Source organism: Lysinibacter cavernae (assembly GCF_011758565.1).
In the GTDB taxonomy this organism is placed as follows: Bacteria; Actinomycetota; Actinomycetes; order Actinomycetales; family Microbacteriaceae; genus Lysinibacter; species Lysinibacter cavernae.
Window position 1 is genome coordinate 120,296 of the sequence record NZ_JAAMOX010000002.1, and the last position, 17,277, is coordinate 137,572.

Annotated in this window: 18 protein-coding genes; 6 read left to right on the forward strand and 12 right to left on the reverse strand. The window is 61.0% G+C overall.

Features of this window, described 5'->3' with window-relative positions; translation table 11 throughout:
• Positions 1 to 20: 20 nt before the first annotated feature.
• Positions 21 to 1,601 (reverse strand): histidine ammonia-lyase, encoded by a 1,581-nt coding sequence (hutH, locus tag FHX76_RS10035; RefSeq protein WP_167150568.1) that lies wholly within the window; start codon positions 1,599 to 1,601, stop codon positions 21 to 23.
• Positions 1,602 to 1,801: 200 nt separating this feature from the next.
• Here hutH and FHX76_RS10040 point away from each other — a divergent pair, with 200 nt between their 5' ends.
• Both FHX76_RS10040 and FHX76_RS10045 read left to right on the forward strand, forming a co-directional pair.
• Positions 1,802 to 2,731, forward strand: a complete 930-nt coding sequence (locus tag FHX76_RS10040) for an arginase family protein (protein ID WP_167150569.1) — start codon at positions 1,802 to 1,804, stop codon at positions 2,729 to 2,731.
• 44 nt (positions 2,732 to 2,775) lie between these two features.
• Positions 2,776 to 4,287, forward strand: coding sequence for an amino acid permease (locus FHX76_RS10045; RefSeq protein ID WP_167150570.1), 1,512 nt, complete (start codon positions 2,776 to 2,778; stop codon positions 4,285 to 4,287).
• Here FHX76_RS10045 and FHX76_RS10050 read toward each other — a convergent pair.
• Positions 4,284 to 4,871, reverse strand: coding sequence for an acyl-CoA-like ligand-binding transcription factor (locus tag FHX76_RS10050; RefSeq protein WP_167150571.1), 588 nt, complete (start codon positions 4,869 to 4,871; stop codon positions 4,284 to 4,286). The genes FHX76_RS10045 and FHX76_RS10050 overlap by 4 nt on opposite strands.
• Positions 4,872 to 4,984: 113 nt before the next feature.
• Here FHX76_RS10050 and FHX76_RS10055 point away from each other — a divergent pair, with 113 nt between their 5' ends.
• Positions 4,985 to 5,740, forward strand: coding sequence for an SDR family NAD(P)-dependent oxidoreductase (locus FHX76_RS10055; protein ID WP_167150572.1), 756 nt, complete (start codon positions 4,985 to 4,987; stop codon positions 5,738 to 5,740).
• 43 nt (positions 5,741 to 5,783) lie between these two features.
• Here FHX76_RS10055 and tsaD read toward each other — a convergent pair whose 3' ends face one another.
• The 6 genes from tsaD to FHX76_RS10085 form a co-directional block, all read right to left on the reverse strand.
• Entirely contained in the window at positions 5,784 to 7,346 is a 1,563-nt protein-coding gene (gene tsaD / locus FHX76_RS10060) for a tRNA (adenosine(37)-N6)-threonylcarbamoyltransferase complex transferase subunit TsaD (RefSeq protein ID WP_243848769.1), read from the reverse strand.
• Entirely contained in the window at positions 7,343 to 7,972 is a 630-nt protein-coding gene (gene tsaB / locus FHX76_RS10065; protein ID WP_167150573.1) for a tRNA (adenosine(37)-N6)-threonylcarbamoyltransferase complex dimerization subunit type 1 TsaB, read from the reverse strand. The genes tsaD and tsaB overlap by 4 nt, the downstream gene beginning before the upstream one ends.
• An 86-nt stretch (positions 7,973 to 8,058) precedes the next feature.
• Positions 8,059 to 9,273: an ABC transporter permease gene (locus FHX76_RS10070; protein WP_341777925.1), complete on the reverse strand. Its 1,215-nt coding sequence runs from the start codon at positions 9,271 to 9,273 to the stop codon at positions 8,059 to 8,061.
• A complete protein-coding gene (locus FHX76_RS10075) occupies positions 9,270 to 9,974 on the reverse strand; it encodes an ABC transporter ATP-binding protein (protein WP_167150574.1) in 705 nt (234 codons plus the stop codon). Before FHX76_RS10075 ends, FHX76_RS10070 begins: the two co-directional genes overlap by 4 nt.
• Positions 9,971 to 11,050 (reverse strand): peptidoglycan-binding protein, encoded by a 1,080-nt coding sequence (locus FHX76_RS10080; protein ID WP_167150575.1) that lies wholly within the window; start codon positions 11,048 to 11,050, stop codon positions 9,971 to 9,973. Before FHX76_RS10080 ends, FHX76_RS10075 begins: the two co-directional genes overlap by 4 nt.
• Positions 11,050 to 11,580 carry a hypothetical protein gene (locus FHX76_RS10085; RefSeq protein ID WP_167150576.1) on the reverse strand — a complete coding sequence of 177 codons (531 nt, stop codon included), beginning with the start codon at positions 11,578 to 11,580 and terminating at the stop codon, positions 11,050 to 11,052. The genes FHX76_RS10080 and FHX76_RS10085 overlap by 1 nt, the downstream gene beginning before the upstream one ends.
• Positions 11,581 to 11,742: 162 nt before the next feature.
• On the opposite strand from FHX76_RS10085, the gene FHX76_RS10090 reads away from it, so the two are divergent.
• Positions 11,743 to 12,411, forward strand: a complete 669-nt coding sequence (locus FHX76_RS10090) for a response regulator (RefSeq protein ID WP_167150577.1) — start codon at positions 11,743 to 11,745, stop codon at positions 12,409 to 12,411.
• Positions 12,386 to 13,606: a sensor histidine kinase gene (locus FHX76_RS10095; protein WP_167150578.1), complete on the forward strand. Its 1,221-nt coding sequence runs from the start codon at positions 12,386 to 12,388 to the stop codon at positions 13,604 to 13,606. The genes FHX76_RS10090 and FHX76_RS10095 overlap by 26 nt, the downstream gene beginning before the upstream one ends.
• A gap of 30 nt (positions 13,607 to 13,636) precedes the next feature.
• Here FHX76_RS10095 and FHX76_RS10100 read toward each other — a convergent pair whose 3' ends face one another.
• A complete protein-coding gene (locus FHX76_RS10100; protein ID WP_167151634.1) occupies positions 13,637 to 14,230 on the reverse strand; it encodes a LysE/ArgO family amino acid transporter in 594 nt (197 codons plus the stop codon).
• 92 nt (positions 14,231 to 14,322) lie between these two features.
• On the opposite strand from FHX76_RS10100, the gene FHX76_RS10105 reads away from it, so the two are divergent.
• Positions 14,323 to 15,207, forward strand: a complete 885-nt coding sequence (locus tag FHX76_RS10105; RefSeq protein WP_167150579.1) for an ArgP/LysG family DNA-binding transcriptional regulator — start codon at positions 14,323 to 14,325, stop codon at positions 15,205 to 15,207.
• 8 nt (positions 15,208 to 15,215) lie between these two features.
• On the opposite strand, the gene tsaE is transcribed toward FHX76_RS10105, so the two are convergent.
• From tsaE to FHX76_RS10120, 3 genes are read right to left on the reverse strand one after another with little or no spacing between them, the layout of a single operon-like run.
• Positions 15,216 to 15,716 (reverse strand): tRNA (adenosine(37)-N6)-threonylcarbamoyltransferase complex ATPase subunit type 1 TsaE, encoded by a 501-nt coding sequence (gene tsaE, locus FHX76_RS10110; RefSeq protein WP_167150580.1) that lies wholly within the window; start codon positions 15,714 to 15,716, stop codon positions 15,216 to 15,218.
• 8 nt (positions 15,717 to 15,724) lie between these two features.
• A complete protein-coding gene (gene alr, locus FHX76_RS10115; RefSeq protein WP_167150581.1) occupies positions 15,725 to 16,897 on the reverse strand; it encodes an alanine racemase in 1,173 nt (390 codons plus the stop codon).
• Positions 16,894 to 17,253, reverse strand: coding sequence for a holo-ACP synthase (locus FHX76_RS10120; RefSeq protein WP_167150582.1), 360 nt, complete (start codon positions 17,251 to 17,253; stop codon positions 16,894 to 16,896). Before FHX76_RS10120 ends, alr begins: the two co-directional genes overlap by 4 nt.
• Positions 17,254 to 17,277 lie beyond the last annotated feature (24 nt).

Here is a 17,277-nt window from a genome sequence, read left to right on the forward strand (position 1 = left end):
CTGCCCCATCGTTACCGAGCCTAGCCGAGCGGGCCGACCGCTTGTTCGACGGCAGCGAGCACGGCGCCACTCGTGACATACTCAACGGCGCTCGTGATGGTTGGCGAAAGGAACGAGTCGGTCACCGGCGCTGGAATCGTCTCGCGGAACAACGCATACACGGCGGCGGTTGCTGAGCCGGGGGCCCCAGGGCCGTCCTGCCCCGCAGCAACAGCCGCGTCCCGCTTGCGGAAATCGAGGGCTCTGGTCGACGCCAAAAGCTCAATCGCGAGAACCCGCGCGAGGCCGTCAACGCTGCGGCGGAGCTTCCGAGCCGCGCTCCAACCCATGGAGACATGGTCTTCTTGCATTGCCGATGACGGGATGGAGTCGACGGATGCCGGTACGGCAAGACGCTTGAGCTCAGACACGATTCCTGCGGCGGTGTACTGCGCGATCATGAGGCCTGAGTCGAGGCCGGGATCCGCCGCAAGAAATGGCGGCAGCCCGTGACTCCGTGACGTGTCGAGGAAGCGGTCGGTGCGACGCTCCGAAATACTGGCCACATCAGCGGCGGCAATGGCGAGGAAGTCAAGTACGTAGCCAACCGGTGCCCCGTGGAAATTTCCGTTCGATTCGACACGCCCGTCAAGCGTGACGACGGGGTTATCGACCGCTGAGCCAAGTTCGATACGGGCAACGCTTGCCGCGTGCGCAAGGGTGTCGCGGGCCGCGCCGTGCACCTGAGGCGAGCAGCGCAGCGAGTACGAATCTTGCACGCGTGTGAATTGACCGCTCACTCGCTGAGAGATGTATGTCGAATCGGCAAGTACCTTGCTGATGTTCGCGGCGGATGCTGCCTGACCGGGATGAGGGCGAAGCGCCTGCAGGTCGGCCGCAAAGACAGAATCGGTGCCAAGCAGCGCCTCGACGCTGGCGGCTGCGGAAATGTCGGCGACCCGTAGGAGGTCTTCTAAGTCGCGGAGGGCGAGGATCAGCATCCCGAGCATCCCATCGGTCCCGTTTATCAGGGCAAGACCCTCTTTTTCGGCAAGGACAACTGGCGTGATGTTGTGCTCGGCGAGCACCTCTGCAGTGTCGCGAAGATTCCCATCGCTGTCGCGTACCTGGCCCTCGCCCATGACGGCGAGCGCGCAGTGGGCGAGCGGAGAGAGATCACCAGAGCAGCCGAGCGAGCCGTATTCGTGTACAACGGGCGTGATACCGGCGTTGAGGATGTCAACGTATGTTTGAGCGGTTTCGACGCGTACGCCGGTGCGCCCGGTCGCAAGCGTATTCAGCCGAAGCAGCATGAGGGCGCGCACAACCTCTCGCTCAACTTCGTCTCCGGTTCCTGCCGCGTGGGAGCGTACGAGGCTGCGCTGCAGTTGGGCACGCTGCGGAGCGGGGATATGCACGTTTGCGAGTGCGCCAAATCCGGTTGAGACTCCGTAGTGAGGATTCACGTCACTTGCCAGCGCCTCAATCACTTCGCGGCTCGCTGCGATGGAGCGCTTGGCGTCGGCGCCGAGCTCAACGACAGCACCGTGGCGGGCTACGGCCACAACATTGTCAAAGGTGAGGAGGCCAGGGCCGAGGGTGATTGGAGCAGTCTGAGTCATACCTATGATTTGATCGCACGCGGAAGAGAAGAACCACGCAGAACGGCAGCGTTCTGTCTTGTATCTCAGACAAGCTTGAATGATTGGCGCAATTGCAGGCCTCAATGACAAACACTCGCGGTGCGCTCAGTCTGGACACACAGACAGACAAGGCGAAGAGCGGATTACGTTTGCATGACCGCCGTTGCTAACGTCGGATTATGTCTACCCCTCAACTTTCTCACGATCCACTGTGGCCACGCACCGGAGCCTGGCCATCAGTCGCAACCCTTGCCGCAGACGAAACCGCAGATCTCGCCATTATCGGAATACCGACCTGGCGAACCTCGCTCTCCGCTACACAGGCACACACAACGCCAGACGCCATCCGCGACGCACTCCCCCGCTATGCGGGCCACGTACGCGGCGCAAACGGCGCGAGCCTCGTCCTCGATGAAGCGCTCCGCATCGTGGATGCCGGCAACATCACCGAACCCGACGCACCAAGCGGCGAAGCCAACGCCATCGCCACGGTTGCCGATCTCGCAACGCGCGCCCGCCTCATCGTTGCCCTCGGGGGCGACAACGCGGCAACCGTTCCGGCGGCGCTGGGCGCCTACGGCTCAGATCTCGCCACGGCGGGCCTCATCACGTTTGACGCGCACCACGATCTCCGCGACGGCACGAGCAACGGCTCGCCGGTACGCCGACTCGTAGAAGCCGGCCTCGACGGCTCTCGCATCGTGCAGATCGGCATCGCCGATTTTGCCAACTCCATCGAATACACACAGCGCGCCAACGAACTTGGCATCACGATCATCCACCGCGACGACGTAGCCGAACGGGGCATGGCGAATGTTGTTGCCGAGGCACTCAGCATCGCGGGAGCCGCAGGGGGGCCAATTCACGTTGATATCGACGTGGATGTCTGCGACCGATCGATTGCCCCGGCCTGCCCAGCATCCCTCCCCGGCGGCTTTTCAGCTCATGAGCTCCTGTCTGCCGCCCGTCTTGTGGCGCGTGACGCCCGAGTGCGATCGGTCGATCTCACGGAAATCGACGCAACAACCGACGCACCCGATGGTCGCACGATCCGGCTCGCCGCGCTGCTCGTCTTGCAGATCGCCGCGGGGCTTGCCGACCGCACATAACAACACCTCATCCCGACTCCCCTACGTTCGAAGGACAGTACGCAATGTCGCCTACACCCCAGGTACTCAAGCGCGGTCTGACCGCGAGGCACATCCGGTTCATGGCCCTTGGCTCTGCTATTGGCACTGGGCTGTTTTATGGCTCTGCCGCAGCCATTCAGACGGCGGGGCCGTCAGTGCTTCTGGCCTATATGATCGGCGGCGCCGCAGTATTCATGGTCATGCGGGCGCTCGGCGAGATGGCCGTACGACACCCGATCTCGGGGTCGTTTGGCCAGTATGCCAGTCGCTATATCGGGCCGCTCGCCGGCTTCATCACGGGTTGGACGTACACCTTCGAGATGTTTGTTGTCGCCCTCGCCGATGTAACGGCGTTTGGCGTGTATATGGGATTCTGGTTCCCCAACGTTGAACGGTGGATCTGGATCCTCGCGATCATCTTCTTCATCGCGGCACTCAACCTGCTGAGCGTCAAGGTCTTTGGCGAGCTGGAGTTCTGGTTCTCGCTCATCAAGATTATCGCGATCATTGGGATGATCGTTGGTGGCATCGCCATTATCCTGTTTGGTCTTGGCAACCAGAGCGAAGATGCGGCAGGCATCTCCAACCTCTTTACCAACGGTGGGTTCTTCCCTAACGGCATCTGGGGCATGCTTGCAGCGTTCACTATTGTCATGTTTGCCTTTGGCGGCATCGAGGTTATCGGCATCACCGCAGGAGAGGCGCAGAACCCAAAGACGGTCATCCCGAAGGCGATCAACTCGGTTCCCGTCCGCATCCTCCTGTTCTACGTGCTGACGCTCGGTGTCATCATGTCGCTCATGCCCTGGGATACGATCGGAACCGAGGGCAGCCCTTTCGTGATGATCTTCGACAACCTCGGCATCAGTGGCGCAGCGCACATTCTGAACGCTGTTGTTATTACGGCAGCCCTTTCGGCGATCAACAGCGACATTTTTGGGGCAGGCCGAATGATGTTCGGGATGGCGCAACAGGGCCAAGCCCCGAAGGCCTTCACCAAGCTCACTCGCAACGGCGTGCCGTGGATGACGGTTCTTGCCATGGCCTGCGCGCTGCTGGTCGGCGTACTCCTCAACTATCTCTACCCCGACACTGTTTTCTTCCTCATCGCAGCCCTCGCAACATTTGCAACCGTGCTCGTCTGGTTGATGATCCTCATCGCTCATGTCCGGATGAAACGCGAAATCGCTCGCGAACAGAAGCTGCCGTCAGAGTTCCCTGTTCCGCTCTGGCCTGCGGCCTCGTACGCCACGATCGCGTTTATTGTCTTTGTCATCGTCATGATCGGTGTTGTTGAGAGCACCAGGCCAGCCCTCCTTGTTGGCATCGGCTGGGTCATCGTGTTAGTTCTGAGCTTCTTTGTCTTCCTCAAACCGACAGGCCGCAGTACGCCAACGCTCACCGATGAAACGGCGCCCATCCCAGTGATCGACAGGGCGATGCTTGGCAAGGCGAAACGGATGCGCTCGGCATCGTCCCAAGCATCCAGCCAGGCTCCTGACCCCGAGCCCGAAACGGCGCTCGATCAGCACTAAATACGGAATGACCCTTGCTCAAGCATGAGCAGGGCCCGGTCAACAACAGTTTGCGGTTGTTCGTCGCTGCTGTTCGCCCACCAGATCAGGGCGCCGATAGATGCAGCGACAATGAGCTGCGAAAACACTTGGGGTTCAAGCGCGTTCGTTTCGAGGCCGTCCCGTTCAGCAATGTAAGCGGCGAGCGTCTGCTGGATAATTTCGAGGCGTTCAAGCCCAAAGCTCATGAGCGCGGAATGGGAGCCAATGAGCTGCAGCCGTTGGCGCGTCACCTCAACAAGGTCTGGCGGAAACGTCACGGAGGCCACGTAGGCGTGCCGAACGGACTCGGCGACGCTCTCGGACTCACCAAGCTGTTCGAGCGCTGCGTGCAGCCGCAGCGTCGCCTCGTTCATGCCGTCCCAGACGAGGTGGTTCTTTGATGGAAAATAGCGAAAAACGCTGCGCCGGCTCGTGCCAGCGGCTACCGCGATCTCGTCCATCGTGACGGCGTCAAACCCGTTGGCAACAAACAGCTCCATAGCGATTGCCGCAATCCGCTGCGGGTCGATTTCAACGGGTCGCCCCCTGCTCTCACGTGCCATGAACCCAGCCTAACCACTCTGGGCTCACAGCAGATGCACATATATGGCACCGAGTGCTAAATTAGGAGCCTCAGGCCAACACGGATGTTCGGCCCGTCGCAAAGGAGAACAGCATGACCATCACACCATCACGTTTCGACGGAAAAACGGCAATTGTGACCGGAGCCGGCTCGGGCATCGGGCGAGCAACCGCAACACGCCTCGCTCAGGAAGGCGCAAAGGTCATTGCGAGCGACGTCGTAGCAGAGCGCCTCGAAGCACTCGCAACCGAACTTGCCGACTACAACGTCACCACGGTACTCGGAGACGTTTCAACCGAAGAAACCGCACAGGCCCTCGTCTCGGCTGCAGGCGGACGCGTTGATGTCCTCGCCAACATTGCTGGGATCATGGATGGATTCCTCCCAGGCGCAGAGGTCGACGACGCAACCTGGGAGCGTGTCTTCAACATCAACGTCAACTCCGTTATGCGCCTCAGCCGCGCCGTGCTGCCGCTCATGATCGAGCAGGGTAGCGGCGCCATCGTCAACGTCGCGTCAGAGGCAGGTCTCCGTGGCTCTGCAGCAGGCATCGCATACACCGCGTCAAAGCACGCCGTCATCGGCATGACAAAAAACAATGCCGTCATGTACGGGGGTAAAGGCATTCGCACAAACGCCGTTGCGCCAGGAGCGGTCATGACAAACATTGAGGCACCGATGAACTCGCAGCATGCCGCCCAGGTAGTTGGCCCACTCATGCAGGTTGTTGTGCCAAAGCCGGCAGAGGCCGAGCGTCTTGCCGCAGCCATCACATGGCTGGCGAGCGAAGACTCTGCCAATGTCAACGGCGTTGTTCTGGCGAGCGACGGTGGCTGGTCGGCAATCTAATTGCCAAGGGCGTTCGTGGGACCGATCAATCGGCCCACGAACGCTACATCACCTGGATGTCAGTGACGGGAAGCGTCGAGTCGGCACCAAACGACAGGGTCGACGGCGCTCGGCCAGCCATCACTAGCTGTGCCCCAAGCGCCGCAATCATCGCGCCGTTATCGGTGCATAGGCTCAGAGGCGGGATGCGCAGCTCAACTCCGGCTGAGGCCGCGCGCTTGGTTGCGAGGTCGCGGACCCTGGCGTTCGCCACAACGCCGCCGCCAAGCAGCAGACGTGGCACCCCAAGATCGTTGCACGCGGCAATCGCTTTTGCGGTGAGGATGTCGGCGACAGCCTCACGGAAGCTCGCGGCCACATCCGCGATGGGAACCGGTTCGCCCGCGTCCTGCAGTTTCTCGACGTAGCGCGCAACCGCGGTCTTCAGCCCTGAGAACGAGAAGTCGTAACGATGCTTCGCCATGTCTTTTGGCAAGCTCAGCCCGCGCGGGAAGCGGATAGCTTTTGGATTGCCCTCGGCAGCGACGCGGTCAATCTGCGGGCCACCCGGATACGGCAGCCCAAGCACACGAGCAACCTTGTCGAATGCTTCGCCGGCGGCATCGTCTATGGTCTCGCCGAGCAGCTCAACGTCACTCACCAGGTCGCGAACGAGCAGCAAGGAAGTGTGCCCGCCCGATACAAGAAGCGCAATCGTCGGAAATTCGAGCGGCTCGTGATCCTCACGCGAACGAAGCACATCCGCGCCAACATGTCCGACCAGGTGGTTCACGGCATACAGCGGTTTATCGAGAGACACCGCAAGCGCCTTTGCCGCGCTCACCCCGACCATCAGCGCACCGGAGAGGCCTGGACCGCTCGTTACCGCGATCGCGTCGAGGTCTTCGTAGCGGATTCCGGCCTCGGCAAGCGCCTCATCGAGCGTCGGCTTGAGCGCCTCGACGTGCGCGCGTGCCGCAACTTCTGGGACAACGCCGCCATACCTGGCGTGCTCGTCCATGCTCGACGCGATGGCGTTTGCGAGCAGCTCGGTGCCTCGAACAATACCAATTCCGGTCTCGTCGCAGCTCGTCTCGATTCCGAGCACAAGGGGCGCGGCTGGAACCGCGCGAAGGGCCGCCTCTGCCTGCTGCGCGAGGTCTTCGTCGGCAGGAACGCTGTCAAGGTTGAGTCTCATCATCACCGCGTCAATGTTGTCTGGTTGGTAGTAGCCGGGCCTGATTCCAAGTCGTTCAAATCCAACGCTGGCGTACAGCCCCTCTGCCGTCGGATTATCAGCGCGAACCTCGAGAAAAACTTCCCTGGCACCGCGGTCGCGAGCTTCGTTGCAGAGGGTTGCGAGCATCCGTCGGCCGAGCCCCCTCCCACGATAATCGGGAAGCACAGCAATGGTTTGGATATCGCCCTCGCCCCCACCGCGGGCGCATAACAGTCCGGCGTAGCCAACGAGCCGGTCGCCATCAACAAGAACGATGTAGCGACGGTGATCGGCCGAGAGTTCCTGCTGCATCGAGGCGCGAGACCAAGCCTCGCGGGCAAAGGTTGGCGTCTCGATTGCCATGATCCCATCGAGGTCGTCACCGGTTGCGTCGCGCAGTGTAATCAATTGGTCACCCGCTTTAGGCCGTTGGACGGGGTGACATCTGGCGACCGCAAATATAAGGCTTCGCCAGATTCGGGTTCGATATCAGCCGCTCGCATCCGCTCAGCCAATTCGATGAGGGACGACGCGCGCAGCCCGGTGCTATTCCCGTCGATCACTCGGATGCCCGCTGGCAGGTCATCCGCTTTGCTCACCGTTGGACCGGAGATGCGCCTCCATTGCAGTCCCTCGTCCGGCGAGGGGACAGGAGAGTAGCGCGACCAGTAGACCTCGCGGCGCCTGGCATCCGTCACGACAACAACGTCTTCTGCGGACGCCGTATCGTATTCCTCGAGCGCAATCGCATCGTGGCTGACAAACGAGCGGACAGGTATGGCACGACCGGCGGCAAAGGCGTGAGCCGCCGCGATACCAACACGAAGCCCGGTAAACGGGCCGGGGCCAACTCCGCAAATGACCTCGGTGATATCCGCTGGCACGGCATTCGCCTGTGCGAGGGCCTCGGCAATGAGCGTACCAATCACCTCGGCGTGACGGAGAGGATCGGTTGAGACCGCATCACAGGGCCTCCCATCTGCCGATACAACGCCGACACTGGTTCCGAGGGACGTATCAATAGCAAGCAGCACCCTTCAAGGGTACTCGCTTGTGGCACGCGGCCGCGCCCGACCGCCAGCTGTGGGGTGCGACCGTTCGCACCCCACGTTGGGACGGGCTAGGCGCTCAGCGCGGCCGTCGGAGAAGTTCGCGAGGCACGGATGGCCGGAAGCACTCCTGCCACCGCCCCAACCAACATGGTGACAATCACGCCTGCGGCCAAAACGGCCGGCGGGATGGCGACGGGCCACCCGTTGCCGTTTGCCACAACCGCGGTAATCCCTAGCCCAAGCAGTGAACCGGCAAGACCTCCATAGGCCGAGAGCAATACGGCCTCACTGAGAAATTGCAGCCGGATATGGCTCCTGGTCGCGCCGAGGGAGCGGCGAAGGCCAATCTCCCGACGCCGCTCAAGGACTGATATCACCATGGTGTTCGCGACGCCGATGCCGCCAACAAGTAGCGCGATCGATCCGACCCCAACAAGCAGACCGGTAAACGCTTGGTCAACCGTGTTTTGTGCGGCAAGGGCGTCGGAAGGTCGACTGACCTCAACCTCTGTTGGGGCTTGCGGGTTTACCGTTGCCGGAAGCACGTTACGAACCTTCGTGACGGCATCCTCGTCAGACTTTTCGTACAGCGTGGTGGGAGAGCCGTCGAAGCCGAACAGAGTCGTCGCGGCGTTGATACCAATCAGTGCTGAGCTATCCAGCTCTGGTGCAAGAAATGATGGGTTGAGGATCCCGACGACAATAAACGAGCGATCGCCAAGCCAGACAGCACTGCCGATCTCGCTGATACCTAACCGTTCTGCCGCGGCCGAGCCGAGCACAACTGTTGGCAGTTTTGCCGTCGACTCGTTGAGCCATGCCCCGCGTTTGACGCTGCTGCCGGTCGCTTCGAGCAGGTCAACGTCCGCCGCGCGAACGCCAAGGCCTGCGGTGGCTCCTTGATCAACAAAGGCGTTGCGATACACGTGAATTTTATCCATAAGGGCGGTTGAGCTTGCCGCTTGCACTCCGTCTATGCGCCTGACGCGCTCGACCGCTTCTGGAGGAAGCGTTGCGTCTTCGCCGAACATAGTATTTCCGGCGCTGACGGTGAGCACATTGGTACCAAGGGCGGCAAGCTTTTCTCGCACGAGCGCCTCACTGGATGTGGCGATGCCGATTACGGCGACCATCGCCGCGATCCCGATAGCGATACCAAGCGACGAAAGAATCGCCCGCAGCGGGTGCGCCCGTGACCCGTGAAAGCTCAGGGCGATCAGGTCGTTCGTTCTGAGCCGCGAGCGCAACAGACCAGACGCGCGAGATTGTTCCGCTCCGCTCACGAGGCCACCCCCTCAAGAATGACGCGTGGCTTGCTGTCACGGATGAGCTCGCCGTCGCGGATTTCGATCTGTCTCGGCATCCGCGAGGCGAGGTCGTTGTCATGGGTGATGACAATCACGGTTGTGCCAGCCGCGTTGAGCTCATTCAGGAGCTGCATGATGCCCTCACCCGACGCCGTATCGAGGCTGCCTGTTGGTTCGTCAGCAAGCAACAGCGGCGGCTCTCCGATGACCGCCCGTGCGATTGCAACGCGCTGGCGTTCGCCGCCAGACAGCTCCTTTGGTTTATGACCGATGCGGTGGCCGAGTCCAACACGGTCAAGGGCGTTCCCAGCCCGTTCCCTTCGCTGCTTGCGCGAGACACCGCTGTACAACAACCCGGTAGCCACATTGTCGAGCGCTGTCACTCCCTCCGCGAGGTGAAACTGTTGAAAGACAAACCCGATCGTGAACGCGCGGAGCGCAGAAAGCTCAGCATCCTTCAACACGTCCACGTCCCGCCCATCGATCCGTACCCTGCCAGCCGATGGCCGATCAAGCGTGCCCATCACGTTCAGCAACGTCGATTTGCCGGAGCCGCTCGGCCCAACGATTGCGGCCATCTCTCCCCTGTCGACGCTGAGGTCGATGTTGCGCAGCGCCACGGTTGGCGGAGAACCGTAGCTTCGCGATACTGAGGCCAAGTCAATGAGCGCGCTCATTCTGCGACCACCACGGTATCGCCCTCGGCAAGATCCCCACCAACGACCTCAACCTGCCCATCAGCAAACGCCCCAAGCTCAACCGGAACCGTCGCCGTTTTCCGCTTCGTTCCGGTACCCGTGACCCGCTCAACCGCAAACCCGCCGCCAGGCTGGGCCAGCAGCGCCGTCACCGGAAGGATTAGGGCATCGTCTCGTTTGACCTGGGTCAGCACTGCCGTCACCGTGATGTTATTCAGCGCGGCAACGATGGCGGCGTCGTCTGGCCGCACTTGGATCGGAATTTTGAGCGTCTTACCGCCCATCGGCGTCTCCTCTTCAACAGGCGACCCAACGCTCTCGATGGTTCCCGTTGTTTGGGTTCCGTCAGGCAGCTGGAGGCTCACGGAGGCTCCAACGACGGCAAGCTCGCTCTGCGCCGTCTCGATTGAAGCGCTCACCCGCTTGTCCGTGTTCGTCACCGTCATGAGCTCTGGGCCGGCTTGATCGCCAGCCGCAGCAACGTGGTCCGTTACCCGGACGTCCGAGGGCACAAAGAGGATGTCACCAACTGCGATCGTTCCGGTTTGTTCGAGACCAATCGATTTTTGCCAGGCCTTAATTGCTGCCGTTGTGAGCCAGTTGAACGTTTCACCCGGCGTGCCGTCCAAAAAACCCAGATCAAGCAGGTTCTGCTCGAGCTGTTGCACGTCGGGCCCGTCGGTCATGCCCTGCTCAAATGAACGCCAGGCGGGAAGCGTTCCCCTGAACAACACAACTGGCTCGTTATCGATGTAAAACAGGGCCTGCCCTTGCGCCAGTACGCTTCCAATATCGGGAAGCCAGGTGACCGTCCCCTGTTTGCTTGAGCCAATCTTTCGAGCGTTGGTGAACGCGAGTTTTCCTTTGGCCCGAACCCGTTCGGTGAGCTCGCCCCGACTCACGGATGCTGTTGTCACCTCAACGTCAGGCTTTGTTGCTTCTGCGGGGGCCGGTGGCCTGCTCAACATGATGCCCGCAACAACGGCACCAACAAGAACGAAAGCGCCGAGGCCAATCAGCAGCGGCCTCGATCGTTTGCGAGTTTCCGAAGTCATCACTTGCTCATCTTCATTTCGGGAAGGCCGGCTTCCTTATTGCACCGATCAAGATCGGCAGGGGCAAAGTCGTCAGCGCTTGTCGCAGCCATACCCATCGTCCCGCCCTCGCTAAAAACAGGGTCTGGATAGTCGTACCCGGCTTCCCGCATGCACTTTGCAAAAGCAAGCATGGAGGTCTTCATTTCTTCCTCATCCATGCCTCCTTCTTGCACTGGCGGCTTTCCGACCTCGTCAAGGCAGGTCTTACTCGCCTGCTCGTACGCTTCAAAATCCATGTCGCCGTCCATGACACGAGTGCTGGAGGTACCGCTTCCGTCAACAGCTTGGACCTCGGGCATATCAACGCCCTCCGCTTTCATACACTTGGTGAACTTCACGTTCCACGCGTTGAACTCCGAGTTGCTATCGCCGCTCTTCAGCTCGCCGTCGGCGTCGCTATCGCCAGTAACAGGCGAGCAGGCCGAGACGCCAATGAGGAAGACGATGCTGGCAAGCGCCACGCCCAGACGGGACAGTGTTGATTTCATGAGATGACCTTTCGCTCTATCCACCGGTTGTCGATGGATGTCTCTAGCTCACCAAAGCGCCGGTTGCGAGCAGGTAAAGGGTTCTCTTTACGTTTCTTTTATGCTCGGCATGTTTCACTGGGTACAGATCATCTGGGGAACAGCATCAATCGAAGGGCAGCAGTGCGCGTACTTATTGTGGAAGACGAGGCCTATCTGGCCGACGCCATCCGGTCGGCGCTCCGCCTCGAAGCAATCTCGGCAGATATCGTTGGCGATGGGAATGACGCGCTGAGCGCGGTTGAGGTCAACGAGTACGACGTTATTTTGCTCGACCGAGACATTCCGGGAACGCACGGCGACGACGTCTGCAAGCAGCTCGCCACAAGGCCGTGTCGCCCTGCGATCCTCATGCTCACCGCTGCGCGGCTGCTTCGGGACAGAGTCGGTGGATTAGAACTTGGTGCCGACGACTACCTCTCAAAGCCGTTTGAGTTTCCCGAACTCATCGCGAGGCTGAGGGCCCTCACCCGGCGTCAGTTCACGGCGTTGCCGCCGGTTCTGGCGATGAACGGCATCCAGCTTGATCCGTTCAGGCGCGAAGTCTTCCGCGAGGGTCGCTATGTGAACCTCACCCGCAAAGAATTCTCGGTGCTCGAAGTCTTGCTACGAGCGGAAGGCGGGGTTGTCAGCGCGGAGACCCTGCTTGAGAAGGCATGGGATGAAAACGCAAACCCCTTTACCAACTCAGTAAAGGTCACCATCAGCACACTGCGGAGAAAACTCGACGAGCCGTGGGTCATCAAAACCGTTGCGGGAGTTGGCTATGCAATTGAACAAGAAACTCGCTGAACTCCGCGAGAACCCTCGCACGTATCACCTCACGGTGCGGGCGCGGCTGACGCTCACCTACGCAGGCCTGTTGCTCATCGCCGGCGCAATCATGCTTGCCATTATTTATGTCTTCATCGGGCTCGTGCCAACGTATGAATTTGGCACGGCCACCTCGCTCAGCGAGCCGGCAGAACTCTACTCGACTCGCGGCTACGAGCTGACCGCGCCCGACTACGGCGCCGTCTTTCCCGACGGCACAACGGCGATTGCCCAGACCGTTGTTGTCAGCACTCGAGACGATATTCTCAGGCTGCTGCTCATTATTTCTATCGCAACCCTCATCATTCTCGGGGTCGGCGGCGCAATTGTTGGCTGGATCATGGCGGGCCGGATGCTCAAGCCACTCCAGTACGTAAACGCGGCGGCCAGCCGTGCAGCGAAGGGCGAACTCCAGCACCGCATCGAGCTTGATGGGCCGCGCGATGAGATCACTGACCTTGCAGCGACGTTTGACGAGATGCTCGGCTCGCTTGAGCGATCCTTTGGTACCTATCGCCGATTCGCAGCGAATGCCTCCCACGAGCTGCGGACGCCGCTGGCAACGTCACGGGCCATGATCGATGTTGCGCTGCTTGAGTCCGGCGAAAGCGAAAAGGCCATGCTGCTGCGACTTCGAGAGACAAACGAGCGAAGCATCAATACGGTTGAGGCCCTGCTCGATCTTGCCGAAATTGAGTCGGCCGAGCCGTCGCATTCCCCCGTCAACCTGCACCATCTCGCGCAGGAGGTCATTGACGAGTCAACGGCTGACGCGGTTGAGTCCTGCATCACGCTGGAAAGCAACCTCACCACCGCGGTTGCAAGCGGTGACCAGGTCCTCGCCAGGCAGCTGATCCGGAACCTCGTTGAGAACGGCCTTCGGCACAACGTCGACGGCGGCTTCGTCCGGGTGTCTACGAGCAGGGCCCCTCGCTGGGTCAGCATCACCGTATCGAACAGCGGGCCGGCGGTTGCGCCGGAATCGGTTGAATACCTCGCTGACCCGTTCTATCGCGACGGTGGCCGCACGAACACCACAGGCCAGCCGAACCGCGGGCTCGGTCTCTCAATCGTTTCGGCGATTGTTGATCGCCACGGCGGGACGCTTACCATCACACCGCGCGCGGGTGGCGGGCTCAACGTGACGGCAGAGTTTCCGGCGTTCGAGGCATAGCCAAGAACAAACGCCCCGTTACGATTTGCGCTACGGAAGCACCAGTTTCACGCCGAGCACAAGCATCACAACGGCAATGATTGCGTCAAGCACACGCCAAGCAATTGGCTTGGCAAACAGCGGGCGAAGAAGCCTCGCCCCGTATCCAAGAGCAGTAAACCAGATCACACTTGCCAAAACCGCACCGACGGCGAACCACCAGCGGCCGTCAATCCCGTGCGTGTTTGCGATTGACCCGAGCAACAGCACGGTGTCGAGGTACACGTGCGGGTTGAGCCAGGTGAGCGCAAGCACCGCTAGCACGGTGGCTCCAAGCCCGGCAGATTTTCCTTCTGTCGTGACGTCGAGCGAGTTCGCGGTGAACACACGTCGGGCCGCCAGCACCGCATACGTAAGAAGAAACGCTGCCCCTGCCCAACGAATAATCGTGATGAGCAGGGGTGCCCGCTCGATGATGACCCCCAGCCCAGTCACGCCAAGAAGGATCAACGCGGCGTCGGAGAGCGCACAGACGAGTACAACGGGCAGCACGTGTTCCCCACGGATGCCTTGACGGAGGACAAAGATATTCTGTACGCCAATGGCGATAATGAGCGAAAAGCCGAGGCCAAGGCCGGCAAGCATGTGGGGCAGAAACGTGTTCACTAGGCGAGCCTATGGTCGACACCTTATTGAAGTCTAGCTAATGATTTTACGGCTTAAGTAGTATTGCTAATGTGGACTTTCATTCTGACCAACTCAGGGCATTTGCCGCCGTCATTGATTGCGGCACGTTTGAGCTTGCCGCGCAGCAGCTCAACATCACCTCGTCGGCAGTCAGCCAGCGCATCAAAGCCCTCGAATCGGCGGTTGGCAGGGTTCTCCTGCGGCGAAGCAAGCCGCTGAGGCCAACCGATTCGGGACAGGTCATCCTTCGGCTCGCGAGGCAAACGGCCGCAATCCAGAAGGATGCCATTCAAGCACTCGACCCCGATAGGGCCGAATACACAAGCGTCGCTGTGGTCATCAACGCCGACTCGCTCTCTACCTGGGCGCTCCCAGCCCTCGCATCGATACCACCGGAGGCCCGCATCTGCTTCGACATCAGGAGGGAAGACGAAGCGCACTCAACCAGGCTCTTGCGCGAAGGAAATGTCATGGCGGTCATCACGTCAGACCCCGAACCAGTGCAGGGCTGCGTGGTGTCGCTCCTCGGCAAGATGCGTTACCTCCCCCTCGCGGCTCCCGCTTTTGCACAGCGCTGGTTGGACGGCAGGCAGCTCAGCGACGCGCTATCCGCCGCCCCACATCTTGTGTTTGACCAAAAGGATGAGCTGCAGGGCACCTACCTCCGCGAGCGGCACGGTGTTGTCACGAATCCCCCGCAGCACGTCATCCCCTCGGCAACCGATTTCACGAGGGCCATCGTGGCCGGGCTCGGCTGGGGCCTCGTTCCAGAAGATCTTGGTCGCGCCGAAATAGCGAACGGCTCACTTCTCAATTTTGACGAGGCTGGAGCGGTGGATGTTCCGCTCTACTGGCAGCAGTGGAGCCTCAGTTCTGCCCCGCTCACCGTTGTGGCAGATGCAATTGCAGCGACAGCGGCCAAGCGTTTGCGCTAACGAAGCGGCTACAGGCCGAGTTGTAGGCCGCTGTCCCAGCGCGGTCCTGTTGTTGTCACGCGGAGGATACGGGGCTCGATGGGCTCTTCACCCTCAGGGGTTTCGACGGTGTCAGCGCCGGCGCCCGTTGGCCGCTCAATGACAAGGTCAAGCAGCGAGTCGGAAATACCGTCAAGCATCCCCGCGCCCCATTCGACAACCACAACGGAGTTCATAAAATCGATGTCAAGGTCATCAAGCTCAAGCGCGCTCGACAGCCGGTAGGCATCAACGTGCACAAGCGGCGGGCCGCCAACCAGCGAAGGATGGGTGCGCGCCAGAACAAAGGTTGGGCTCGTGACGGGTCCTCTGACGCCCAAGCCCTCGCCGATGCCGCGTGTCAGCGTCGTCTTTCCCGCTCCGAGCGGGCCGGTCAGCGCAACCAGATCACCAGGCTTGAGCTGCCTTCCAAGCAGTATGCCAAGCTCGTGCATTGCATCTGGGTGAGAAACGGTCAACGTTGTCAGCATTTTCTACCCTATTCGGTTGTGTACTCGCGGTAAGCACGCGGGCCGACCCTGGTCACAATCTCGTAGTTAATCGTGCCGCAGGCTTCCGCAAACGACTCCACCGACGGATAGCCGTCGTTCGGATCGCCAAAGATGACGGCGGTATCACCCACGTCAACAGTATCGTCGCCAACATCGAGTACAAACTGGTCCATGGCGACTCGACCCGCAATGCGATACGTACGGCCCCGAACGGAGATCTGGGCCGAGTTCGAGGCGGCCCGTGGGATTCCGTCTGCGTAGCCGAGGCCAACAAGGGCGAGGGTGGTCTCCCCCGCGGTCCGGTACGTGTAATCGTAAGATACGCCAGCTCCTGCGGGAACGCGCTTCACGTTGAGCACGGTCCCTTCCAGGCGCATTGCCGGGCGAAGTCCAAGATCCGCGGAGGTTACTCCCTCGAGTGGGGAAAGGCCATAAATCACGAGCCCAAGGCGGACCGCGTTGACCGGCAACACGACGAGGTCTTCTGCCGAATAGCTCAGCGCGGCAGCCGAGGCTGCAATATGGATGAGGTCCGGCTCAAGCCCGGCATCCGTTGCCATCTTCACGATTCCGGCAAACGCGGCGATCGCCTCGCGATCATCCGCCTCAGATGCATTCGAGAGGTGGCTGAACAGGCCGCGCACGCGCAGCACGCCAGCGCGCTCCAGCTCGCGAGCCCTGGAGAAGACCGACGTGATCTGGTCGGACGGCACGCCATTTCGGCTCAGCCCGGAGTCGCATTTAATCTGGATCATGGCGGTAACCGGACCGGCCTCGTTGCCCAGCCGCAGCCGGGCGACCGCTGCAGCGACGGCCTCAAGCTGTGCAAGCGAGCTCACGCCAATGTCGATGTTCTTGGCGATTCCGTACTCAAACGCGGTGTTCGGTCCGTGGACCCAGCACAACAGCGACGAATCAATTCCAGCGCTGCGAAGCTCAATCGCTTCGTTCAGGTCTGCGACGCCGAGCCACGTCGCCCCGCCGGCGAGGGCCGCCCGTGCGGACGCAACGGCGCCATGACCGTAGGCATTCGCCTTCACGACCGCGATGACTGTCTGCCCCGCAAACCGAGCGCGAAGGCTGCGAACGTTTTCGGCAATGGCGCTGGTGCTCACGACTGCACGCCGGAACGGCCGCTGTTCAAGTACCTCGCTTGTCATGAGGGGTCTCCTTCCACCACCACAAATGCGGTAGCCATGCCACCGTCGTGGGTCAAAGAAAGGTGGATGTTCGTCACGCCAATCCGCTCACGCACGGCGGCAAGGGCCTCCGTCAGTTCAAAGCTCGGCCGTGCCCCGGCCGTTGCTGGAATAACCATGTCGTGCCAGCCAAGCTCGTGGTCTCCTCCGAGCGCCTTAATGAGCGCTTCTTTTGCCGCAAAGCGCGCGGCGAGTGACCAGACGGGAAGCATCCGCTCCTGTTCGGCAAACAGGCGCGTCGCAAGGGCCGGAGTGCGCCGCAGAGAGCGCTCGAATCGAGCAATCTCTGCGGTATCAACCCCAATTCCAAGAATCATGTGTGCAGTGCTTCCCGCAGACGC